The organism is Deltaproteobacteria bacterium HGW-Deltaproteobacteria-4, from assembly GCA_002841765.1.
In the GTDB taxonomy this organism is placed as follows: Bacteria; Desulfobacterota; Desulfuromonadia; order Desulfuromonadales; family UBA2197; genus UBA2197.
On the sequence record PHAV01000003.1, the window covers coordinates 43019 to 66539 of the forward strand.

Sequence of the window (23521 nt, forward strand, 5' to 3'; positions counted from 1 at the left end):
CCACGGTATAAGGTCACCGATTATTTCCTCCCGCCGCAACCTCCCAGCACAAGGAGATCCGCATGCTTGTTTCCGAGATTCGCGAAGGTTTAACCTTTGACGACGTCCTCCTCATTCCCGCCCACTCGATCATCCTCCCCAAGGATGCCGACCTCTCCACCTGGCTGACTCCGCAGATCAAATTGAATATACCCCTCCTCTCGGCGGCGATGGATACCGTCACCGAAGCCCGCACCGCCATTACCATGGCACGGGAAGGGGGGATGGGGATTATCCACAAGAATCTCAGCATCCTCGACCAGGCGCATGAGGTCGACAAGGTCAAGAAGAGTGAATCCGGGATGATCGTCGACCCGATTACCATGCGCCCGACCCAGAAGATTCGCGATGCTCTCGAAATGATGGCGAAATACCGGATTTCCGGGGTGCCGATCACCAATGCCAAAGGGAAGCTCCTCGGTATCCTTACCAACCGCGACCTGCGATTCGAAACCAACTTTGATCTGCCGATCTCCGAGCGCATGACCAAGCGCAATCTCGTCACTGTTCCGGTCGGGACAACTCTCGATGAAGCCCGTGAACATCTCAAGCACACCCGGGTCGAGAAGCTGCTGGTCGTTGATAAGGATCGTTATCTCAAAGGGTTGATTACCATCAAGGATATCGAGAAGGTTAAAAAATATCCTCATGCCTGCAAGGACTCCTTCGGCCGTCTCCGCGTCGGTGCCGCGGTCGGCCCGACCGCTGATATGGAAGAGCGGGCGGAAGCGCTGATTCGCGCCGGGGTTGATGTGCTGGTCATCGATACCGCGCACGGCCATTCACAGGGGGTCATCGAGGGGGTGCGCCGCCTCAAGGCCTGCTTCCCCGAGGTTTCGATTATTGCCGGCAATATCGCCACCGGTGACGCGGCTGAAGCGTTGATCAAGGCCGGGGCGGATGCGGTCAAGGTCGGAATCGGTCCTGGCTCGATCTGCACCACCCGGGTCGTGGCCGGGGTCGGCGTGCCGCAGATTACCGCCATCTCCGACGTCGCCCGTGCCACCCGCAAGGCGGGCGTGACGCTGATTGCCGATGGCGGCATCAAATATTCCGGTGAACTCCCCAAGGCGATTGCCGCCGGCGCCAATGTCATCATGATCGGCTCCCTCTTTGCCGGCACCGACGAATCGCCGGGCGAGACGATCCTCTTCCAGGGGCGCACCTACAAGTCCTATCGCGGCATGGGGAGCATGGGAGCGATGAAGCAGGGGAGCAAGGATCGTTACTTCCAGGAGGATGTCGAGAGTGACGTCAAGCTCGTCCCGGAAGGGATCGAAGGACGGGTCCCCTCGCGCGGCAGTCTCTCGACCAACATCCACCAGCTCCTCGGCGGCCTCCGCGCCGGCATGGGTTACACCGGCTGCGCCACCCTCAAGGAGTTGCAGGAGAAGGCGCAGTTTATGCGCATCACCAACGCCGGCCTGCGTGAGTCGCATGTCCACGATGTGACGATCACCCAGGAAGCGCCCAACTACCGGGTCGAAAAGCCCTCGTAGTAGATTCTTCCGTAGGGGCGCAGCGTGCTGCGCCCTTTTTCGTGACCCACACAACAAAATCGGGCGCAGCACGCTGCGCCCCTACGCATCTATAGGCCCTCCCCATGTCCGACATCCATAGCGAAAAGATCCTCATCCTCGATTTCGGTTCCCAGTACACCCAGCTCATTGCCCGGCGTGTGCGTGAAGCCCATGTCTTTTGCGAGCTTCATCCCTTCGATATGACGATGGCCGAGATCCGCGCATTTGCGCCGAGCGGGATCATTCTCTCCGGCGGGCCGAAGTCGGTTTACGAGGAGGGGGCTCCGGCCGTGGCTGAGGAACTCTTTGAACTCGGCGTGCCGGTCCTCGGGATCTGTTACGGCATGCAGCTCATGGCCCGCCACTTCGGCGGCCAGGTCGTCCCCGCCGGCAAGCGCGAATTCGGTCACGCCGAACTCCTGGCAGAGGGGATGCCGGATACGCTCTTCGACAACTTCTTTGTTGAAGGAAAGAGCCCGGTGTGGATGAGTCACGGCGATCATGTCGAGGTGGTCCCGGCCGGTTTCGAGATTGTCGCCGGCACCGCCAATGCCCCGGTCTGCGCTATTCAGAACCCGGCCCGCCGCCTCTACGGTGTGCAGTTCCATCCCGAGGTGAATCATACTCCGCGTGGTGAAGCCCTCCTCGATACCTTTGTCCGCAAGATCTGCGGCTGCAACGGCCTGTGGACACCGGGGCAGATCATCGAAGATGCTATCGAGCGGATTCGCGCCCAGGTCGGCAGCGATCACGTCATCCTCGGCCTGTCCGGCGGCGTCGATTCTTCCGTTGCCGCCGCCCTGATTCATCGCGCCATCGGTGCACAACTGACCTGCGTCTTTGTCGACAACGGTCTCCTCCGTCTCGGCGAAGGAGATCAGGTCATGGCGACCTTTGCCGAGAGCCTTGGCGTCAAGGTCATCCGCGTCGACGCCGAAGGCCTTTTCCTGGACGAGCTCGCCGGCGAGGCTGACCCGGAGAAGAAGCGCAAGATCATCGGCCGGCTTTTTGTCGAGATCTTCGAGGCCGAATCGAAGAAGATCGCCGATGCCAAGTGGCTGGCGCAGGGGACGATCTACCCCGATGTCATCGAATCGGCCGGCGCCAAGACCGGCAAGGCGCACAACATCAAGAGCCACCATAATGTCGGCGGCCTCCCTGAGCACATGACACTAAAGCTTCTCGAACCGCTGCGCGAACTCTTCAAGGATGAAGTCCGCGCCATCGGCGAAGAGCTCGGCCTGCCGCATCGTATGGTCTGGCGCCACCCCTTCCCCGGACCCGGCCTCGGGGTGCGCATTCTCGGCGCGGTCAACAAAGAATATGCCGATATCCTCCGCCATGCCGACGCCATCTATATCGAGGAACTTTATGCCTCCGGCCACTACGAAAAGATCAGTCAGGCCTTTGCCGTCTTTCTGCCGGTGAAGAGCGTCGGCGTCATGGGGGATGGCCGCACTTACGAATATGTCGTGGCGTTGCGGGCGGTCGAGACCAAGGACTTCATGACCGCCGGCTGGTATCCGATGCCCTATGAAGATCTGGCGCGGATCAGCTCGCGGATTATCAACGAAGTGCGCGGTATCAATCGCGTTGTCTACGATATCTCCAGCAAGCCGCCGGCCACCATCGAGTGGGAGTAGTGACGCGGCGCCACCATCATGTCGCTTGCGCGCTGATCGAAAAGGCCGGTCTCCTCCTTGCTGCCCAGCGTAGCGCCACGATGAGTCTGCCGCTCAAATGGGAGTTTCCCGGCGGCAAGATCGAAGCAGGGGAGTCGCCGGAAGAGTGTTTGCACCGGGAACTGCGGGAGGAGATGGAGGTTCTCGTCGAGATCGGGACGGCGCTTTCGACATCGACCCATCACTATCCGGATTTCAGCGTCACCCTTTATCCGTTTGTCTGTCAGTTGGCAACGACGGAGATTGTGCTGCGCGAACATGCAGCGATGCGCTGGTTGGCGCCGGGAGATGTTCTGGGGTTAGATTGGGCGGCGGCGGATATGCCGGTGCTCAGGGATTATCTGGCGCGGGGATAAAAGGGTTAGGCGACCGATCGGTCAGCCCTGGCAGGAGAAAAGTTTAGAGCGATTTTAGTTGCGGATTTCCGTGATTAAAATCGCTCTTTTTGGTTTAGGTATGGTCAGGGAGGACGATGCCACATTTCTCCAGATAACCCGCCAGATCCGCCGGAAGCGGCACTTCGCAATTGATCGGTTTACCGCTGCAGGGATCGAGAAAAGCGAGGCGGTGACAATGAAGGAAGAGGCGGGGGAGGTCGGAGGGGTAGGGGCCGCCGTAGCGTTTGTCGCCAAAGAGGGGGTGGCCGATCTCGGCAAGCTGGCGGCGAATCTGGTGCTGGCGGCCGCTGTGCAGGCGGATCTCCAGGAGCGTCGCCGTGCCGTTACTCGCCAGGGTGCGCACGTCGGTGCGGGCGTTCTTCAGCTTGCCCTTGGCCGGAACCAATCCTTGCAACGATTGCTCTCCGCTCATCTCTCCCTGAACCAGGGCAAGATAGGACTTTTCAACCTGGTCGTCCATGAAGAGTTTGCCGAGGGCGCTGCAGGCCGCCTTCCCTTTGCCGAAGAGGAGGGGACCGCTGGTTTCAAGATCGAGACGATGCACCGGGGCGATGGAGAAGCGGTCGCCGCGGTGCTTGAGGAGTTCCTGACAGCGGGCGGTGAGATTGTCAGCTTCATGCCCTTCACTGGCGTGGACCGCCAGCCCCGGCGGTTTGGCGACGATGAGGAGATCGCGGGTTTCGAAAAGGATCTGCAGGGTCGTCATCGCCAGCAGATCGCGCAGGCGCTTGCTCTCGGGGAGGAGGATGCGGGCGCCTATCGGCAGACGGGCTTCAGCGTTGAGGATCTGCTCTCCGCGGCAAACCTTCCCCTGGCGCAGGAGTTGCCGCAGATAACTCGCCGGAGCCAGGGGGATACGGCGCTGCAACAGCACCAGCAAGGGGAGATGTTCCTCCCCTTGCTGGACGGTGAGGGCAAGGGGTGGCGCCGTCGCTTCGTTCACTTCGGCATCCGGGCAAGGAGGTAGCGACCGATCCAGTTTTTACTGAACTGGAAGGCGGTCCGTCCGCAGCGTTTGGTCTTTTCGTGCGACCAGTTCATCGCCGCTTCTTCGAGTTCCTGGCTCCAGGGGATGGTGATCTTTCTCGCCCGACTTTCGCGCTCGATGCAGAGACGCACGGCATCAAGGTAGCGTTCCTGCGAAAAGATATGGAAAGGGATCCACAGGCCGAAGCGGTCGGAGAGAGACTGCTTCTCTTCCATGACTTCGCCCGGCTGATTTTCGTTATTGACGAAGCGATTGCCGAGGTTGTCACTTTCGAATTCGGGGATGAGGTAGCGGCGGTTCGAAGTGACGTAGATCAGCACATTCTCCGGGGCGGAGTAGACCGACCCGTCGAGGGCACTTTTCAGGAGTTTGTAGGTGAGTTCGCCCGCTTCAAAGGTGAGGTCGTCGCAAAGGAGGATGAAGCGATACGGCTCATTCTCGACGGCGTTGAAGATGTCGGAGATATAGATCAAATCCTCCTTCTCCACCTGAACGATGCGCAGGCCCTGCGCTGCATAAGCATTGAGGAGGGCCTTGACCAGGGACGATTTGCCGGTGCCGCGCGAGCCCCAGAGGAGGGCGTTGTTCGCCGGGAATCCGGCCAGAAACTGCCGGGTGTTGCTGTCCATGATCTCTTTCTGTTTGTCGACGCCAAGGAGTTCGTCCATGGTCGTGGTGTCGGTGACCTTGACCGGTTCGAGATAGCCGGAGAAGGAGTGGCGACGCCAGTTGGCGGCATGACAGGTCGACCAGTCAACTTTGTTGACGGCTTTGGGCAGGAGCATTTCTACCGAGCTGAGGACACGTTCGATCTGGGCGACAACTTCCGGTTTGAGGCTGAGCATGGGAATCTTCTCTCTTTAGCGGGAAATGGAGTGAGCGGGCAGTCCGGTGCAGAGTTGGATGAAGCATGGTTAACTCATTGAAAAATACGTATAATCAGGGTCTTGTGTATACGTCAGCCTCGGGGATGCTGTCAAACCAAAAATTGTCAAAAGTTGTTATTTGGGTGGACGCTTCCTTGCTGATTTTATCGCGGTCTTGTGTTATTGCTGTGCACCGCAATCTGTTATTTATGGTAAATTATCGCAACCGTAACGCCACCGTTCCTCAGGAGTTTTTGTGAAACCTGCTACTTCCCGTCCCCTGATCCATGTTCTCTCCGTGCTGGTGTTCCTCCTCGCTCTCCCGGCTTGCGATCGTCAAGAGAAAGTGCCGGAACCGGCACCGGTGCCGGCGATCACTGCCCCGCCGGTACCCGCGTCCCCCCCTGTTGTCATTCCTCCCCCTGCTCCTGTGGTTGTCCCGGCGCCGGCGCTGAAGACCAAGTATCGCGCCGGCGAAGATCCCGATTATGCCAAAAGTTGTGGCTGGCCGGTTGTTGATGCCGAACCGTTGCCGGGGGCGATCCTGCCGGAAAAACGGATTGTCGCTTATTATGGCAACCCCCTTTCGAAGCGGATGGGGGCGCTCGGTGAATTTGAGAAGGGTGACATGTTACGCCGTCTGAATAACGAAGTGCTGCGCTGGGAGGAAGCGGATCCGACCAAACCGGTGCAGCCGGCCCTGCATCTGATCGCGGTGGTGGCTCAGCCGGAGCCGGGGAAGGCCGGCAAGTACCGGATGGTCATGCCCGACGAGGTGGTGAATCGCGTCTACGGTTGGGCCAAAGAGGCCAATGCGGTGATGTTTATCGACATTCAGACCGGTCATGACGATATTCGCGTCATCTTGCCGCGCTTTGAGTGGCTACTCAAAAATCCCGATGTCCACCTCGGCATCGATCCCGAGTTTAATTTGATCGCCAGTGGGGTGGTGCCGGGGAAGAAGGTTGGCACCTACGATGCCGCCGACATCAATTATGTCACCGGGTATTTGGCGGGACTGGTCAAGACCTACAACCTCCCCCCCAAGGTGCTGACAGTGCATCGTTTTACCCGCAAGGGAGTGAGCAATGCCGACAAGATAGTGCTGCGACCGGAGGTGCAGGTGGTTATGCATATGGATGGCTGGGGGGCGCCGTGGCTGAAGCGCGATACCTACAAGGATTACATTGTCCAGGAACCGGTGCAGTTTACCGGTTTCAAACTCTTTTATCACAACGATACCAAGAAGGGGGATCCTCTTCTCACTCCCCCGGAAATTCTGCAGCTTCATCCGCAGCCGGTTTATATTCAGTACCAGTAACCAATCCTAAGGCGAAGGTCGGTTGTTTGAACAGGAGTTGCGGGATGGATGAATGCGGGGAAAGCAGTCCGTGGATCTGTCATATCTGTGATGCTACGGGACGAGGTGAGGCGCAGGCCTGTGCGCAGTGTTACATGGTGACGTGCCCGAAGCATCTGCAGGCCAGGGCCGTCTATCATGCCGAGAGCGGTCTATACGAACTGCAGGCTGTTTGTCTGCTCTGTGCGACGCCGGGGCTGCATTAAAGGAAGGGCTTTATACGTTCCCTTTCCATGAGGACCCGCAGGGCCTAAAGGAGGGCCAGGGTGAGACTGAAGATCATCTGCGTTTGGAATCGGCGGCTACGAAGCAGGCGTATGGGATCATAAAGATTTCCTTTGACAATGGATGAAAATTCAATAAGAATCGGAACCTCTTGATCTGGCAGGGGGGTAACGATGCGATTTTAGAATGATAAATTCATGAACCGCTTGGCGACCGTCTGTTGTTTGGGCGGTTTTATACTTTCGAATCGGCCGGCATAACGGGGACGGGGAGGAGAATCCCGGCCCGAGATTACAATTCCGACTAAGTCGGGACAAGCTACAAAAGGGCCATTATGTTAAATATATTATTCATATCGAGTCATCCCAAGATAGATATCCTCAGAAAAGCTCTCCAGCCTTCACTTAAGATCAAGATCGATGTTGTTGGCAACTTTGATATTGGCTTGAAAGAAGTGTTCGATAAACGAGCCGCCTTGGTTTTTATTCAGGACCGGATTGCCGGCGTGACAGGCGAGAGTGTTGCTCGCCATATCCAATTGCTTCTTGGTTCAGGCGCCCCCTCATTTATCTCTATGCATGATGGTAACCCCAAGGCCAAGCCAATCAAGGGACTCTGCAATCATCTGATCGATCTATCACAGGACAATTCAAAACTGTTGGCAGACATTCATGCGACTCTTAAATTGTTTCTGGGAGCACAATGGCAGCAGTTTTATGTTCTTCCCAAAGAAAATGTCCCCGATATTATGCCCACACTCGACGGTCCTGAGGGGCAGCGCGTTAATGCGGATAGCTTCAGCTTCGAGGAATACAGCTTCTCGAATCGGGAAGAGATTTTTGATAACGATGATCAGTTGCCGGAGACTGTTGAATCTGAAGCTTCCACGGAAGCGCCATGGCTGTTCACGACATCAGCTCTGGATCAATTGAAGAAGGTAATCGCCAGAAAAAAATATCAGGTCATTGCGCTGGCGGTGATACTGGGCTTGATTGGAGTGGGCTGGTATCTGTTCAAACTGACATCTCATCCGGAAAAAACCGTTGTTAAAGAATCGACCCAGTCTAATACCCCTGCGCCTGTGGCAGTGGCCCCGCTGGCTCAGGACATATCATCAACACAACGGCCGAAAACGGATGTATTACCCTCATTCATACCACTTGCAGGACATGACCAGGCATTTGCGCTTCAAAATCCTGGCTGGGAGCGTTATGTCGGAACTGGTTCTGAATTTCGGGTATTTCTTTCTAATGGCAAGATCAAGGCAGTACAGATGCTGGCAACTAATGGCCATGTGATTAGCGAATCAAGATTGAAAACAATTTTGATTGAACTTACCGGTACCGATGAATACAGTATTTCATCGCATGAACAACAATTTGGATTTCAAGTTTCACGTGCTACCGTAACTCCGAAGTCAGATCTGTTAATTTATCGTAAAGAATCTGCGGTGCATGCATTTGTTGTTTCGCTTGACTGATGAAAGTTTTTAGTCCGGGTGTTAATGCTTGTTCCTGATACGTTATATTGCTATGAGTGTTTAAATTTATGAGGAGTTTTATGTTTCATTCAGACCGATATTATGGGGCCATGATACTTGTGTCCGGTTTATTCATGATGTTTACAGTGCTGCCAGTTTATGCCGCAATGGATGCCAGATTTGAACTCGACCCCCGGACTTTAGGTGTTTCTGCAACAGCAATAAAACCATTGGACTCCGGTAGACAACCTGCCGGTCACCGTAAGGCTAAATCTTCTTCTGCCAGTGAGGGGAAGACTACCCGGGCAGGAGGACAGATTTTACGGTTGGAACCTCCGAATACCGAAGATTCCGAACAGGTGGCTGACGTCCAGTTCCGTCAATTCTGGGACAAAATGCTACCACCCTCGGTTGATCAAAAATCGATTATTTTTCAATCCTCTTTGTATTCCCTGACCTTCGATCCTCAACGTTATCCGATTTATGCCGCTATGAATAATGGCAAAATCCTGGTCGACAAGAATGTTTCAATCCCACCTCTGGTAAAATCTTTGATCTCGGAAAAAGATCCCTCGATTCGAATTGTTTCTGAATCTCCACTTAATCGGAAACGCTTTCTTTCGGCTATGTTCAATTCTGCGGGGTTCTATTCTGTTGAAGAAAACTTCAGTATGGATTTTGGCTCAGACCCTAGGCTGACGATTCACTCTGATTTTAAAATAGAGAAGGCTCCAGAGAGTGTCTTCAATCAGGATATCTTGTTGATGAATGCAGGTCTTAACTCTTTTCCGATAGTTATCAGCGAGTTCCTGAAAAAAGAGGGCTTTGTGGTGAAGGAACCCTTTTCTTCTCCCAAACCTGTCACTTTTACGACCGGTCGACTGCTCCAGGTAACCTCAAAAATACAGTCTGATATTATTGATGCCCTGCTTTCATCCATTTCCATTGTACCGGATAAGGACCGAACCCTGGATGTATTTGCTGCAGATAATAACGGCATTTTCCTTTCGGTAAAGGCGGAACGCTATTTTGAGCATGAAGGACGGCGTTATTTTGTAACTAATTTCGATGGCGACCCTGTAACGTATACCCTGTATCGAATTCTGGAGACCAAAGGTTATCGGGTTGTAATTTTGGAAGCAAAGGACGATTTCCGCAAGGTGTCCGAGAAACTTTTGAACGGCTTGCGAATCCCTGGCATCTATGCCCAGCATGAAATAAATTTTGACCAGAAGGCCAACTTTTCACTTCATATGACCGGCATCAAGCTTGAGAGCCCTGATTACCCTGGCGCAGGCATCTTCCTGACCAATCTTGAGTTGGATCGTGTCATTCTTGATCTTTTTTCGGAGAATGGATATATCATCGTTACCAAATGAAAGAATTTATGGATTTCTGCTAGCAACGCTCGTGCTTAGGTTCGGGCGTTTATATTTTGAGCAGTAAATACATATGTGGAGTTGTTTAGTATGAGCGAAAAAAAAGTCGGTGAGTTGCTGCTTGAGCAGAAACTGATCTCTGTTGAGCATTTGCAGGAAGCGCTTGATCTGCAGAAGATTTTTCCCGATCTACCGATTGGTCAATTGCTCTGCAAGCTTGGCTTTGTCAAGGAGAGCGACCTCAGTTTTGTTCTTGATCAAAAAAACAAGCGGCTCATGCTGACAGATATTTTCCTGAAGGGAGAAGTGATAAATCAGCAGAAGCTTTCACATGCACGACAAATAAGTAAGCAAAACGACATTCCCATCGAAAAAGCTCTTCTTAAACTTGGATATATTGATGAGGAGCAGATGGCCCGTGCCGTTTCCAGTCAGTATGATCTACCCTTTGTATCGCTCAAGAACATTGATCTGGATGTTTCCCTCGCTCAGTACATCAGTGCCATCTATGCCCAAAAACAGATGATGGTGCCTATTTCAAAAATTGGCAACACTCTCACTCTGGCAATGGCGGCGCCTCTTAGTACTCATGTCATCAGGGAACTGGAAGACGGCATTCGCCTTAGAATCATTCCGGCCATTGCAACGCAAACCAGCATCTATTCCGCACTGAAGCGTCTCTATAATTCTGACATTGCAGGCAGTATTCCTTCAGCATTTGAAGAGGTTAATCTGGATATCGTTCCAGACAGTATTGATAAATTGCTCAGCAGAATGTCTGCCAACGAAGAGCCAGAGGTTGAAGAAGAGATCAAAAAGGTTACTGAAAAGGATAGTGTCATTGTCAAGTTGGTCAACAAAATCGTCTATGATGCTTATATGAGCAAAGCGTCCGACATTCACATAGAACCGTATCCGGGAAAGAAGGATATCATTGTTCGCACTCGTATTGATGGACAGTGCTCCATCTATCAGCAGATCCCGTACAAATACAAGTTCGCCATACCATCTCGAATAAAAATCATGGCTGAACTGGATATTGCTGAACGCCGCAAACCTCAGGACGGCAAGATCGATTTTAAAAAATTCGGACCGTTGAACATTGATTTGCGCGTAGCCACAATGCCAACGGTTGGCGGCCTTGAAGATGTGGTCATCCGTGTGCTCACTAGCGGTGACCTGATTTCATTTCATCAACTGGGACTATCAAATCGTGACTTGCAGGTTTTTGATAATGCTATCAAAAGCCCATATGGGCTTATTCTTCTTGTAGGACCGACCGGATCGGGCAAGACAACCACTCTTCATTCCGGCCTTGCAATCATCAATCAGAGTACCCGGAAGATTTGGACAGCAGAGGATCCGGTTGAGATTACACAATCCGGATTGCGTCAGGTACAGGTCAATCCACGCATTGGATTTACCTTTGCTGCGGCTCTGCGATCTTTTTTGCGGCTTGATCCGGATGTTATTATGGTAGGCGAGATGCGTGATGAAGAGACGGCCAGCATTGCCATTGAAGCCTCATTAACAGGTCACCTGGTTTTTTCAACTTTACATACAAATTCGGCTCCCGAGACTGTGACACGTCTTCTGGAAATGGGGCTTGACCCCTATGGATTTTCTGACTCGTTGCTGTGTGTTATGGCCCAGAGATTGGTGCGACGTCTCTGTGACGAATGTATGGAGAGTTTCCAGCCGGAGGAGGCTGAGGTCGACGAGTTGATCGAGGAGTACGGTCGTGCTGATTTTGCCTCTACCGGGCTTGGACGGGATGATATCAACATGTCAAGGGCTGTCGGTTGTGATCGCTGTGGTCATTCCGGATACCGTGGCAGGTCGGGTATTTATGAGGTGCTGGAGTGTACCCCCAAGCTCAAGGGACTTATCAAGAGGCGAGCCGACACGGACAGTGTCCTTGAACAAGCAAAGTGTGATGGTATGACTACTCTCAAGCAGGATGGTATCCTTAAGGTGTTTAAGGGCCTGACGGATATACATGAAGTGCGGAGAGTGTGCATCAAGTAAAATAGCTCCGGCACGTTTACGGTGAGCTTGTCGAGCCAAAGCTATTATTTAAGTGATTTTTGGCAACCGCTGGGATTACAACCAGCCCTTGCGTTTGAAGTACCAGTACGGCGCAATGCCGGAGATCAGCATCAGCCCCAGCGCCCAGAGATAACCGAATTGCCATTGCAGCTCGGGAAAGGCTTGAAAGTTCATGCCATAGATGCTTGCCACCATGGTAGGCGGCAGAAAGACCACCGCAGCAATCGAAAAGATCTTGATGACTTTATTCTGTTCGATGTTGATAAAACCCTGCGCCGCGTCCATCAAAAAGTTGATCTTTTCAAAGAGGAAGGTCGTATGGGACAGGAGACTTTCCACATCGCGGAGGATATCGCTGGCTGCGGCAAAGTGATCGGCCGAGTAGCGCTGGTGTTTCTGTAAAAAGGAGATTGAGCGCTGCGTATCCATCAAGCACAGGCGGACTTTTCCGTTACTGTTCTCGTAACGGGCGAGATCGCCGATCGCTTCCTCCAGATGACCTTCCGCCCCTTCCGCTTCCTCCAGAACCATCTCGCTGACCTTTTCCAGTTCCCGATGAATATCTTCCAAAATATCCGCGAGATTTTCGACCTTGTTTTCGAAGATCGAGAGGAGGAATTCCAGGGGGCTGCTCGCTTCAATCTGTCCGCGGCGGACGCGCATGCGCAACAGCCGGAAATCGGGGGAATCCTCATCGCGGAGGGAGATCAGGCGGTCGGGTTGGAGGATAAAGGCGACCGTTACATTGATGTGGCGGCCTTCGCTCTGGCCGAGGAAGAGGGAGTGGACGTGCAGTCCGGCGCCGTCAATAAAGTAGCGGGCTGATGATTCGATCTCTCCGACGTCGTCTGATTCGGGGAGTTCCGTCCGCAGATACTGTTCGAGCTGATCCCGCTCTTCCTCGGTCGGATCGAGAACGTCGATCCAGGTGGCAGCGGTGATGGTCTCCGCGAGCTCTTCGCCGGCAAAGCGAATCTCGTTGACCCGGTTATCTTGAAAGTTGAAGGCACGCAGCATAAAGATGTTCCTGTGTTGATAAACAGCATAGACGTGACAAAGGGCAGTCTCCGCTTCGTCGCTTCTGGTCGCGTGGAGCTCTGCCCCGGTATTGATTCATCGGGAAATGTCCGCATAGATTAGAACAAACGACGCGGCGGGTCAACTTGGAATAACTAACCAGCCACCGCAAACCCCTTTAGCCCCCGGAGGTTTGGGATGATGAGTCCTTTCGCCCACACACCCCGCAACGGCTGCAACCGGCGGCGCAGCGGGGACTGAGCCGTCCGGCGATGGCGCGCTGGTATTCGCTCCAGAGGTGGCGGCGCGACACGCCGCAGTCGATCACCTCCCAGGGGAGGATTTCGTTCTCACCCCGCTCGCGGCTGAGATAGAAAGCGGGATCGAGATCCAGCTCGCGGCAGGTGGCGCGCAGATTTTTGCCGGACGCCAACAGCGGGATGGCGGCGCCGACGCGCCGGTCGCCGCGGGCGAGAAAACCTTGAAGGAGGGCGGCGCGGGGAGATTCGACATTCAGTTCGCAATTCGCCAGGCGGGCAATAGCGCTGCGCAAGGTGCGGATGCTTCTCTCCAGCCCCTTTTCATCGAGCATCGCCGCCCATTGCAGCGGGGTGAAGGGTTTGGGGACAAAGGGATTGACCGAAAGGGTGATGCTGCCGAGACGTCCGCGTTTCTTCCCTTCCTCCACCCAGATGGTGCGGATCTGCGTCGTCAATTCCAATATGGCCGCAATATCTTCCTCGCTTTCGGTCGGCAGGCCGATAAGGAAGTAAAGTTTGAGATTGAGGATTCCGGCTTCGGCAAGGTGACGGGTAGCGGCGAGGATCTGCGTTTCGTTGATCCCCTTGTTGATGAGATCGCGCATCCGCTGGCTCCCCGCTTCCGGGGCAAGGGTGGCGGTGCGGTGTCCCGAGGTTGCGAGCGCCTGCGCCGTGGCGGCGTCGATGGCGTCAATGCGCAGGCTTGCCGGCGAAAGGGTTCCCTCGCGCTGATGAATGACTTCGCTCAAACCGGCAAAATCGCTGTAATCCGAGACTGCTGCCCCGACCAGTCCCTGCTTGCGGTGCTGGCGCAGACCGCATTCGAGCTGGCCGGTGAGCTGTTCCAGGCTGCGCTCCCGGGGAGGGAGAAAGATGAAGCCGGCGGCGCAGAAGCGGCAGCCGCGCGAACAGCCGCGCGAGATTTCGGTGAGCGCCATCCCGGAAAACTCCGCTTCCTCGGTGACGATAAAGGAGCGACATTCGCTGGAATCGAGATCTGCCAGCCATTGTCGCTCTACCTGCGCCGGGGCTGGCGGTTGCGGTGTCAGGGCGGCGATGGTGCCATCCGCGTTGTAACCGATGTCGTAAAGGGCCGGGACGTAGAGGCCGGGGACAACAGCCAGACGTTGCAGCAACTCCGGTCGTGAAGAGTTGTCGTTATTGTGCAGGGTGGAAAGCAGGGGCGCCAGGAGCACTTCGGCCTCGCCGACGGCAAAGAGATCGAAAATCTCCGCAAAGGGTTCGGGATTGAGAAATGCGCAGACACCGCCGCAGAGGAGGAGGGGAGCATCGGCGCCGCGTTCTTTTGACCACAAGGGGATGCGGCCGAGTTCGAGGATGAGCGGCAGATGGAGGGCATCGTTCTCAAAGGAGAGGGAGACCGCAATAAGGTCGAAATCAGCGAGCAGTCGCCCTGACTCGAGGGAGAAAAGGGGGCAGCCGGTCTTTTGGTGTTCAACGATATCCTCAGGATCAGGGAGGAAAAAGCGTTCGCAGAGGGTGTCCTCCCGCGCATTGAGGAGGTGATGGACAGTGAGAAAACCGAGGTTGCTCATGGCGTGGCTGTAGCGGTTGGGATAGATCAAGGCTACTGACAGGCGCCCGCCTTGGGGATGAATGACGCCACCCTTTTCAGCAGCAAGGCGGCGATGGGCTTTATCGAGCAGTTTACGGGACATGCAGCTCCTGAAGTGGGGAAGAGTAAGGAATCGTGCTGTTATCTTAGGGAGTCTGAACCGGCAAAGTCAAATGCCGATACCGTTATCGACAACAAGTCAATTTTGAGCTGTAAGCGGGGGCAAACGGATAACGCGGATAACGCGGATAACGCTACCTGTACCCTTAGATTCAGCCGGTTCACTACAGGAACAAAAAGGTGCCGTTGTTGCCCCGATTGCCGCCAAATACGAAAAAAGGTGAAAAATAAAAATATTTTTCATTTTATCTTATTTTGTATTTGAAATTCAGGGTTAAATGATTCCGGATAGTTGTAAATTAATGTTTTGTCCTGTCAAACTTTCTCCGCGTCACCCCCACTTGCAAAAAAAAATAAACAGGATAGAATCAGTTATAAACATGGAGCTGAAATGATGGAGATATTCATATATCTGTATTTGTTATTAATTTTTGTCACTGCCGATTGTTTCCGGAGGATTGATGGAGGCATTTATCTTCACTGTTTTCTCTTTCCCCCTTTGTGGCGTTAATCGCTCGTCCTCTCTTTTTGTCATTCTACATCTAATAGAAGTTCGGTTGAAAATAACACTGTTTCCTGGGCTGAAGTCCGTTTGTTGACAATGCGGATATCAAGCAGCATCTAAACCAACCATGAGTCCGGTGAGAGTTGCAGCCGGATTCGACGAAAGAAGGGAGCTCAATCATGGTCCGTCTACTGAAATCCACTGGTTATGTTGTCCTTGCTTTGCTCGCGGTATCGCTAATGGCTTGTGGTGGTGGTGGTGGAGGTGGCGGTTCGGCTCCCACGCTCAAGCTCACCGGCACGGTCAGTGATTCAACCCAGGCGCCGGTTGACGGTGCCACGGTCTTTGCTTACAGCGACACCAATTCTATCATCGCTCAGGCCACGACCAACGCCGTCGGCCGTTATTCATTCACAACCCTGCCGGTCAACGCGCCGCTGACCCTCAAGGTTAGCGGCCCGGCCGGCACCTTCCCGGCCCAGGCGGAGAAGATCACGCTTTCTTCCTCGGCGCCGACAGTGCTCGATTTCTATCTGCCCTCCACCGCCCCGGCGTCTGAGACCACTGCCGGCTCCGGAATCTGGCAATCACCGGCACAGATCCACGGGCCGCGTCGCGCCGTGGTTGCCAGTCTCTCGCCTGCTCAGACGGCGGTGAACGTTGCACCGTTCGATGTCAGCCTGATCGGTGACGGTTATCCGGTCTATTCGGTCTCTCCGCTGGCGGTCGGTGTCGACGAAATCATCGAGCTTTATGCCGCCGCCGCCTTCAGCGTCAGCGGTGCGACCATCACCTCCGCCGATCTCTATCTGCCGGTGCCGCTGGTTCTTGACGTCGCTGCTGCCGCTGCCGCAGCCCCGGTACTTTATCGCTTCGATGAGACCATCAATGCCTGGGTGGACACGACGATTACCCCGGTTCTGACGGTCGACCCGGTCAGCAGTGCCCCGGCATTCCGTGCCACAGTAACCCAAGCCGGCCTCTACCGGGTTGGTAAGGTTGTTCCCGCGACACCGGTCACCGGCACCCTCACCTACAGCGACGGCACCACTCCGGCAGCCGGGGTAACTGTGCATGTCACTGGCAGTGCTACCGGCAATGCCTATGGTTATCAGCAGGAAGTTGTGACGGACAGTCTCGGCCAGTACACAGCTCTGGTTAAAACCGGCGGGACTACCTCTTACACCTTCACGGCCTGGGGCTTTGGTGTTGAGTTGAGCCAGAGTTCTGCAACCCCCACTGCCACCCTCGCCTTTGCCAAGCCGACCTACGGGGTGCCGGCGACTGCCACCTTGACTCTGGACGACCCGGCAGTTTTACCGAATACGAGCGCGGACAGCATCGGCCTGATCGTCGCCTCCGGTCGTCTCAGTAACGACCCTGTGGTGATCGACGGTACCACGTTGACCGACGGCCGGGCTGACGTGTCTTTTAATGTTAATTCTTTTGACGGCAGCCTTACCCTCAACGCCACCACCAAGGGGAGCGGTATCCAGCAAGCGGCGGTTGGCAAAACTTTCGCCAACCTGACGGTGGCACCGACCACCGGTTACGCCGACGCGACAACTTTCGCCACGATTCCGGTCCCGACGACAATACCGACCGGCGGCTTGCTGGTGGTGGTCAAGACCAGCGACGGTTATGCCAAGATTTCTATCGACAGCGTCACCGAGACCCCGGCGAACAGTGGTAACTGGGTGATCACCTTCCGTTCGGCCTTCAGCCTCTCCGGCAATTTCTAAGGGTCGCGGATGAAGATTTTCAAGCAACATCTGGCCATGCCCTGCGGGGGATCTCTTCCCCGCGTGAAGGAGAGCCTTCCATGAAATTATCAATAACTCGCAACTGCTTCCAGAAATCCTGGACAGCCTTGGCGCTGTTGCTGCTGCTCGGGCTCGGTGCCGCCGGCCAGGCTGTGGCACTCACTCTCGAGGTCGTGACCAGGAACGCCAGTGGCGTTTATGAGCCGATTAGCAACAGCGGCTTCCGCTGGCTGCTCGAAGAAGACAACACCAACCAGCCGCCGGGCTTCTCTGACGCCGGTGCTGACAGCGATAGCCAGCCGCCGGCGCCGCCGGGGAACAAAATTCTCTCGGCCTTCAGTATCGGTCTTGATATCCACAAAAGCCACGCACCGGCGGTTGCCACCGGCAACGCCACCGGTGCGTCCACCATCATTACCCCTCCGGATGCAGGAAAACGCTACTTTGTCTCTGTTCTTCCCGACAGCAGCTACAGCCTCGGCGGTGCACCGGTGCCGATCGGTGCCGATACGGTGCAAGTGGTGGTGGTCGAACACCGCGCCTACAACCCCTTGGCCCCAGACCTCAAAGGAATTCCGACTGCGCAGATTTCGCTGCTGGTCTTTGAGGACCACTATGCCATCAACAACGCTCCCGACGTCCCTAATGAGCGCGGTCTGGCAGGCTTCAGCATCATCCTCTTTGACAACGCTGGGCAGTTGATGACCGATGCCTTTGGCAACATGCTCGGTACCACCTACAATTCCGATGGCAGTGTGCTTATGCCGGGAACTGGCGCTATCCGCACCGATGTCAACGGCGAAGCCTTGATCAAATACCTGATGCCCGGCAAGTACGGGGTTCAGGTGATCCCGCCACTGATCGATGAGAATGGCGTGCCGGTGAACTGGGTGCAGACTGCCACCATCGAAGGAACCAAGACCATCGACGCCTGGGTGGCGGCTAACGAACCGCCCCTCTTCATCGAGGGTTTCGGGGCCGGTGGCAAGCACGTCAACTTCGGCTACGTTAATCCGGCGGCGCTGCCGTGGGCGCTTAATCCCCCGACTGTCGACGGAAACCCTCCGGCACTTGATGGGTCTAATCTTTACGCCGGCAGCATCAGCGGCACCAACGTCTTCAACCACTTTTCCCAACCGCCCTTCCTGCAAGGGTTCTTCCCCGGCGACCCGGTCGCCGAATGTTGGGCCGGTCTCAACGATGCCGTCACCGGCCAGGGCCTCCTCGCCGTCCCCTGCAATAGCGACAGTGAATTCAGCATGGCCGGCATCCCGCCGGGAACTTACCAGCTCGTCACCTGGGACACGCCCCTTCAGGCCCTCTTCGGCTTCAACACTGTCACCATCCCGATGGGTGGCGGCACAGGCGAGCCTGTCGATCTCGGCAATGTCCTCTCTTTCCGCTGGTTCGGTACTTACGAGGGTTCGGTCTTCCTCGACCATGATCAGGATGGTTTTCGCGATTGCGTGACGCCCGAGTGTAATGATGTGTTGCAGGATGAAACAGGTGTCCCCGAGCAGTTGGTCAACATCCGCTTCCGCGACGGCACCCTTTATCAGGCGCAACCGACCGACGTTTTCGGAGGATTTGAACTCTCCGGCGTCTTCCCCTTCTTCAAGTGGCTGGTGACCGAGGTCGATTTCGCCCGCTACAAGGCGACCGGCATGACCGCGGTGGTCGATGCCGGCGGCGAAGTCCTCCCCGACAACGGCTGGGCCATGCCGTCGCGCGGCAAACTGACCCCGCAGCCTCAGGCTGAAATCAACCCCAATACCGACAACAACCTTTCCCGTACCGAGACCGGTCCGGTGCTGACACAGGGTTTGATGCTTTTCCTCAACCAGACCAACGTCATCGACTGGGGCAAGCATGAATATGAGATGGGCGAGAACGGCGGCATCAGCGGCATCGTCTACTACGCGGTGACCCGTGCCGAGAACGATCCGCGCTACGCCGCCGGTGAAGACTGGGAGCCCGGTATCCCGCGGGTGCAGGTCAACCTCTACCAGGACTTCCGCACCAACGCCACCGGTGTCCCTGGCCCGGACGGGAAGATCGATGATCTCGACCGCGATGGTATGGAGACTCTGGCCGACGTCGATAATTACCCCTTTGGCTGGCGGGACGGCACTGTTGCCAAGGGGCCGGAGGATCTCGACCGCAATGCCAACGGCATCTTCGATAGCGGCGATGCCATCCAGATCACCACCAGCGACAGCTGGGACGATGCGCTGCCGAGCGGCTGCATCCAGACCCTGCCGGTGATCGCCGGCCAGGAAGCGCGCGAGTGTTTTGACAACTTCGGCACCTGGAACCAGGTGCGCCCGGCGCTCTTTGATGGTGGCTATGCCTTCGCCTCCTACGTCCCCGGCGGACTCTCCAGCGGTCGCCCCGAGGTCGAAGGTCTGCCGGTCGGCACCTACATCGTTGAGGCGGCTAACCCTTACCCCGGCGTCTACGATTTGCAGAAGGAGGAAAGCAAGAATGTCGATTTTGGCGACACGCCGATTCCCAGCCCGATGTTACTGCCGCAAGTCTGCGTTGGCGATCTGCATCAAGTCCCCGCCGAGTTGACCCTCTTCCCCGGCGTCGCTGCTCCATCGGCCGGCAGCTTTACTCCTCTTTGTGATCGCAAACAGGTGGAGCTGACCGATCGTAATAACACCGGCGCCAACTTCTTCTACTTCACCGAGGTACCGAAAGCGGCGCGGGTTGTCGGTTTTGTTAACAACGACCTCTCGGCCGAATTTGATTCGACCAGCCCGATCTTCGGTGAAAAAGCAGCGCCGATGTGGATTCCGGTCTCCTTCCGTGACTGGCAGGGGAACGAGATCACCCGCGTCTACTCCGACGCATACGGGGCCTACAACGCCCTGCTGCCGTCGACCTTCAGTATCAATGTCCCCTCCGCTACCGGGGTGGCGCCGAACATGATCACCGCGGTGCTCAATGATCCGGGGCCGATTCCCGACCCGAATAACCCCGGACAGATGATCATCGATCCCAACTACGACGAGCGTTTCGCTGTCGCTCCCTGGACGCTGCACTACGAAGTGGGGCGTACCACCTACCTCGATACGCCGATCGTGCCGGTGGCCGCTTTCGCTACCATCCCCAGGGGGACTCTTGACACCGGCGTTCCGGCTGGCACTCCGGTGATCGCCAGCGCTATCGGTAACAGCGGTGCGGCAGCAATTTGTACCGAGCAACCCGGCACCATCCTCACTATCACCGCAGCAACTGCTGCTGACGGCCGCGACAACGGTTTCGGCCCTGAACGGGGAGAGGTCTGGATCAACGGCACACAACTCGATCCTGCCACCATTGTCATCTGGACCCCGACACAGATCATCGTCGGCACCAGCGGTGTCACCTCCGGTCCTTTGGTTGTAGTGCGTAAAGATACCGGCTCGGCCAACGAGAACGGACTCCGCATCGAGTTCGTCGACTGCACCGACCCGACAATTCACCTCGTCACCGGCGGCAGTGTTTATCCCTATCCTGATGGCAAGAGCATTCAGGCGGCCATTGACGCAGCCGATCCTGGGGACCTGATCCTGGTCGGTCCGGGCAGCTATTTCGAGAACGTCATCATGTGGAAACCGGTGCGCTTGCAGGGCAGCGGCGCCGGGGTAACCCACATCTTTGCCAACCCCAACCCGGCCGAGCGCCTGCAGGCCTGGCATCTTAAGACCCGTGGTTTGCTCGGCATAACCGCCCCGGCCGTCCTCAACCCGTTCCTGGCCAATGAAGCTCCCGGCATCCTGGTGACCGGCCAACCGCCGACCCCTGCTCCTGGCGATCAGCGTCTGCTGTTCGATGTCCCATCGTTGATCGAAGGTTTCGAGATCAGCGGCGCGCTTTCCGGCGGCGGCATTTATGTCAACAATGACGCCACCGGTTTACAGATCAGTAACAACACCATCCGCAGCAATCAAGGGAACCGGGGGGGCGGCATTGTCATCGGCATCCCTGATCTCGACCCGAACATCCCCATGGGCAATACTGACATCGTCATTCGCGACAACCGCATCGCTGCCAACAGCGGTGTCATCGGACCGGGTGGCATCGCCATTTATGGCGGTTCCAGCGACTACCTGATTGAGGACAATCGTGTCGTTGGCAACTTTTCCCGCGATTCCGGCGGCGGTATCGGCCACGTCGGGCTCTCCGACGGTGGCGTCATCCGTGGCAACAAGGTTCTTTTCAACGAGGTCTTCTACGGTCTCCTCGTTCCCGGCGGCGGCCATGGGGGCGGCATCTTCATCGGCGGCGAAATTCCGCCTCCACCGGCGTTGCCACAGATTTCCGGCGGTGCCGGTAACGTCATCATCGAGGCAAACCTGATTCAGGGGAACCTCGCTGGTGCCGGTAACGGGGGCGGCATTGCCGCCTACGCTTTCAACGGTCTGGATGTCGTGGAAAACCCGACCAACGATCCGGCCGATCTTGCTGGTCCGTGGGGAACTCTGACCATCCGTAACAACATGGTCGTCAATAATGTCGCTGCCATCGGTGGAGGCGGCATCTCGCTGCAGGATGTCACTGCCGCGACTATTGTCCATAATACCGTCGCCCGCAACGACAGCACCGCCACTGCGGCGCTGGCTTTCAATGCCGGCAATCTGACCGTTTCTGTGCCGCAGGGAGCCGGGGTTGTCAGCAGTGCGCACAGTGTCTCGCTGCGTGCGATCCCCGGATTTACTCAGACCTACTCTGACCCGGTGTTGGTGAACAACATCGTCTGGCAGAACCGCAGCTTCTTCAATGACGGCAGTCTCAACGGTACCGCCGGCGGTCTTGCCCCGGCCAGTCAGCACCCCACCATGCCACACGCCGACTTCTGGGATCTCCAGGTGGCCGGCGCTCTCGATCCGGTCAACGACGTGCTGCATCCGACCTTCTCGATCCTCACGGATATAACCGGCTTCGACCCGGCGAACATCGCCCGGGATCCCGGCCTGGTGCGTTACTACTACAATGACATCGAGTCCTCCACGGTCCTCGATGAAGGCGGCAATGCCATCACTGTCCGTTTTACCCCGCTGTCGGCGGATGCCGGTGATTATCACCTTCTCACCGTCTGTTCACCGGCGGTGGATGCTGCTGATCCGCTTTTCAGCGTTGTTACGGATATTGATGGTGAAATCCGTCCCGACGGTGTCAGCAACGATATCGGCGCTGACGAGTACAACCCGAACATTGAACCCCCGCCCTCGAGAGTGCTTGAGCTGTTGGCTCCTAGTGTCGGGGAGGTGTTGACCGCCGGAACCAACGTGATTGTGCGCTGGACCGGACTGGTCGGTGCCGCGAGTTATGATCTCGGTTATTCCCTTAGCCCCGGCAGCCCGTTCCGACTCTTCGAAGGCGGGATCACGGATACCTGTCTGGATCTGCCGATTGCGCCGGAAATCTCCGGAAACGCGGTGCGCTTTGGCATTATCGCTCGCGATGGTGAAGGACAGATCCTGGGCCGCGATCTCAGCGATGAACCGTTGAGTATCGTCGTGCAAGCGCTGCTCAGCCCGAATGGCGGCGAGGTTCTCACCGGCGGCAATACTGTTCCTATCACCTGGACCAGTATGTACTCCCCGGCAACAGTGAATCGCGTCGCCCTGTGGTACCAGACCGCTGTTGACGCCCCGTGGATGGCAATCGGTGTCACTGCCGACACCGGCAGCTTCAACTGGACGGTGCCAACTCTGCCGGCCACTATCACCACTGCCCGTGTCGCTCTGGCCTTCTACGGCGTCGATGGCAAGTTGCTGGTGAGCGATAGCAGTGCCGCACCCTTCACCATCGTCGCCCCCCTGCCGGCACCAGCCGCGCTGGCAACCCCCGCAACGCCAAAAGCGTTTGGCACCTCGGGGACGGGCGGCGTTGGCAGCGTGGTCCCGAACTCAACGACGGCGTCGACCGCCACCCCGACGGTAGAGGTCTTTATTCCTGCCGGTGGCGAGATCTTCGCGGCCGGGGAGAGTGTTCCGCTCCTCTGGAGCAGTCCTTCGACCGATAAGGTTGGCGTCGGCGTCGAGGTTGCTTTCAGCGGCGACGATGGCAGCACCTGGCAGATCATCGGCCAGCAGGATGCGGATGCCGGTTATCTGCTCTGGACGGTGCCGGCCTTGGAAAATGACACTCAAAGGGGATTCATCGAAGTGCGGCGTCTCGACGCCGAAGGTGGCGTCATCGATCGCGACCGCAATGACGCACCCTTTGCCATCACCGCTCCAATCAACTGACCAATGACCGGGGGCGCAACGCGCCCCCGGTACAAGGGAGTCAACGATATGA

The 23521-nt window shown here is 56.4% G+C and carries 13 protein-coding genes and 1 pseudogene; 10 read left to right on the forward strand and 4 right to left on the reverse strand.

Annotated features, from left to right (window positions below; all coding sequences use genetic code 11):
• Positions 1-62 precede the first annotated feature (62 nt).
• From CVU69_02805 to CVU69_02815, 3 genes are all read left to right on the forward strand, one after another.
• The gene (locus CVU69_02805) at positions 63-1538 is read left to right on the forward strand and encodes an IMP dehydrogenase (GenBank protein PKN13247.1); all 1476 of its coding nucleotides are present in this window, start codon (positions 63-65) and stop codon (positions 1536-1538) included.
• Between the two features lie 104 nt (positions 1539-1642).
• Positions 1643-3202 carry a GMP synthase (glutamine-hydrolyzing) gene (guaA, locus tag CVU69_02810; GenBank protein PKN13248.1) on the forward strand — a complete coding sequence of 520 codons (1560 nt, stop codon included), beginning with the start codon at positions 1643-1645 and terminating at the stop codon, positions 3200-3202.
• Complete coding sequence (locus tag CVU69_02815) at positions 3202-3597, forward strand: 8-oxo-dGTP diphosphatase MutT (GenBank protein PKN13249.1); 396 nt, start codon at positions 3202-3204, stop codon at positions 3595-3597. Before guaA ends, CVU69_02815 begins: the two co-directional genes overlap by 1 nt.
• Positions 3598-3691: 94 nt before the next feature.
• On the opposite strand, the gene CVU69_02820 is transcribed toward CVU69_02815, so the two are convergent.
• The gene (locus tag CVU69_02820) at positions 3692-4582 is read right to left on the reverse strand and encodes a hypothetical protein (protein PKN13250.1); all 891 of its coding nucleotides are present in this window, start codon (positions 4580-4582) and stop codon (positions 3692-3694) included.
• Positions 4579-5472 carry an AAA family ATPase gene (locus CVU69_02825; protein ID PKN13251.1) on the reverse strand — a complete coding sequence of 298 codons (894 nt, stop codon included), beginning with the start codon at positions 5470-5472 and terminating at the stop codon, positions 4579-4581. The genes CVU69_02820 and CVU69_02825 overlap by 4 nt, the downstream gene beginning before the upstream one ends.
• Before the next feature lie 240 nt (positions 5473-5712).
• Between CVU69_02825 and CVU69_02830 the strand changes: the two are divergent.
• The 5 genes and pseudogenes from CVU69_02830 (at position 5713) to CVU69_02850 (ending at position 11965) form a co-directional block, all read left to right on the forward strand.
• Positions 5713-6814, forward strand: a pseudogene (locus CVU69_02830) (hypothetical protein).
• A gap of 44 nt (positions 6815-6858) precedes the next feature.
• Positions 6859-7059, forward strand: coding sequence for a hypothetical protein (locus CVU69_02835; protein ID PKN13252.1), 201 nt, complete (start codon positions 6859-6861; stop codon positions 7057-7059).
• Between the two features lie 593 nt (positions 7060-7652).
• On the forward strand, positions 7653-8558 hold the full coding sequence (locus CVU69_02840; GenBank protein PKN13253.1) for a hypothetical protein: 906 nt from the start codon (positions 7653-7655) through the stop codon (positions 8556-8558).
• Between the two features lie 326 nt (positions 8559-8884).
• A complete protein-coding gene (locus tag CVU69_02845; protein ID PKN13254.1) occupies positions 8885-9937 on the forward strand; it encodes a hypothetical protein in 1053 nt (350 codons plus the stop codon).
• A 90-nt stretch (positions 9938-10027) separates the two neighbouring features.
• Complete coding sequence (locus CVU69_02850) at positions 10028-11965, forward strand: pilus assembly protein PilB (protein PKN13255.1); 1938 nt, start codon at positions 10028-10030, stop codon at positions 11963-11965.
• A 75-nt stretch (positions 11966-12040) separates the two neighbouring features.
• Here the strand turns inward: CVU69_02850 and corA are convergent, their stop codons facing one another.
• Together corA and CVU69_02860 are read right to left on the reverse strand one after the other, a co-directional pair.
• On the reverse strand, positions 12041-13003 hold the full coding sequence (gene corA / locus CVU69_02855) for a magnesium and cobalt transport protein CorA (GenBank protein ID PKN13256.1): 963 nt from the start codon (positions 13001-13003) through the stop codon (positions 12041-12043).
• Between the two features lie 178 nt (positions 13004-13181).
• Positions 13182-14942, reverse strand: coding sequence for a radical SAM protein (locus CVU69_02860; protein ID PKN13257.1), 1761 nt, complete (start codon positions 14940-14942; stop codon positions 13182-13184).
• Positions 14943-15643: 701 nt separating this feature from the next.
• Here CVU69_02860 and CVU69_02865 point away from each other — a divergent pair.
• Together CVU69_02865 and CVU69_02870 are read left to right on the forward strand one after the other, a co-directional pair.
• Positions 15644-17206 carry a hypothetical protein gene (locus CVU69_02865; protein ID PKN13258.1) on the forward strand — a complete coding sequence of 521 codons (1563 nt, stop codon included), beginning with the start codon at positions 15644-15646 and terminating at the stop codon, positions 17204-17206.
• 80 nt (positions 17207-17286) lie between these two features.
• Positions 17287-23469 carry a hypothetical protein gene (locus tag CVU69_02870; GenBank protein PKN13259.1) on the forward strand — a complete coding sequence of 2061 codons (6183 nt, stop codon included), beginning with the start codon at positions 17287-17289 and terminating at the stop codon, positions 23467-23469.
• Positions 23470-23521 lie beyond the last annotated feature (52 nt).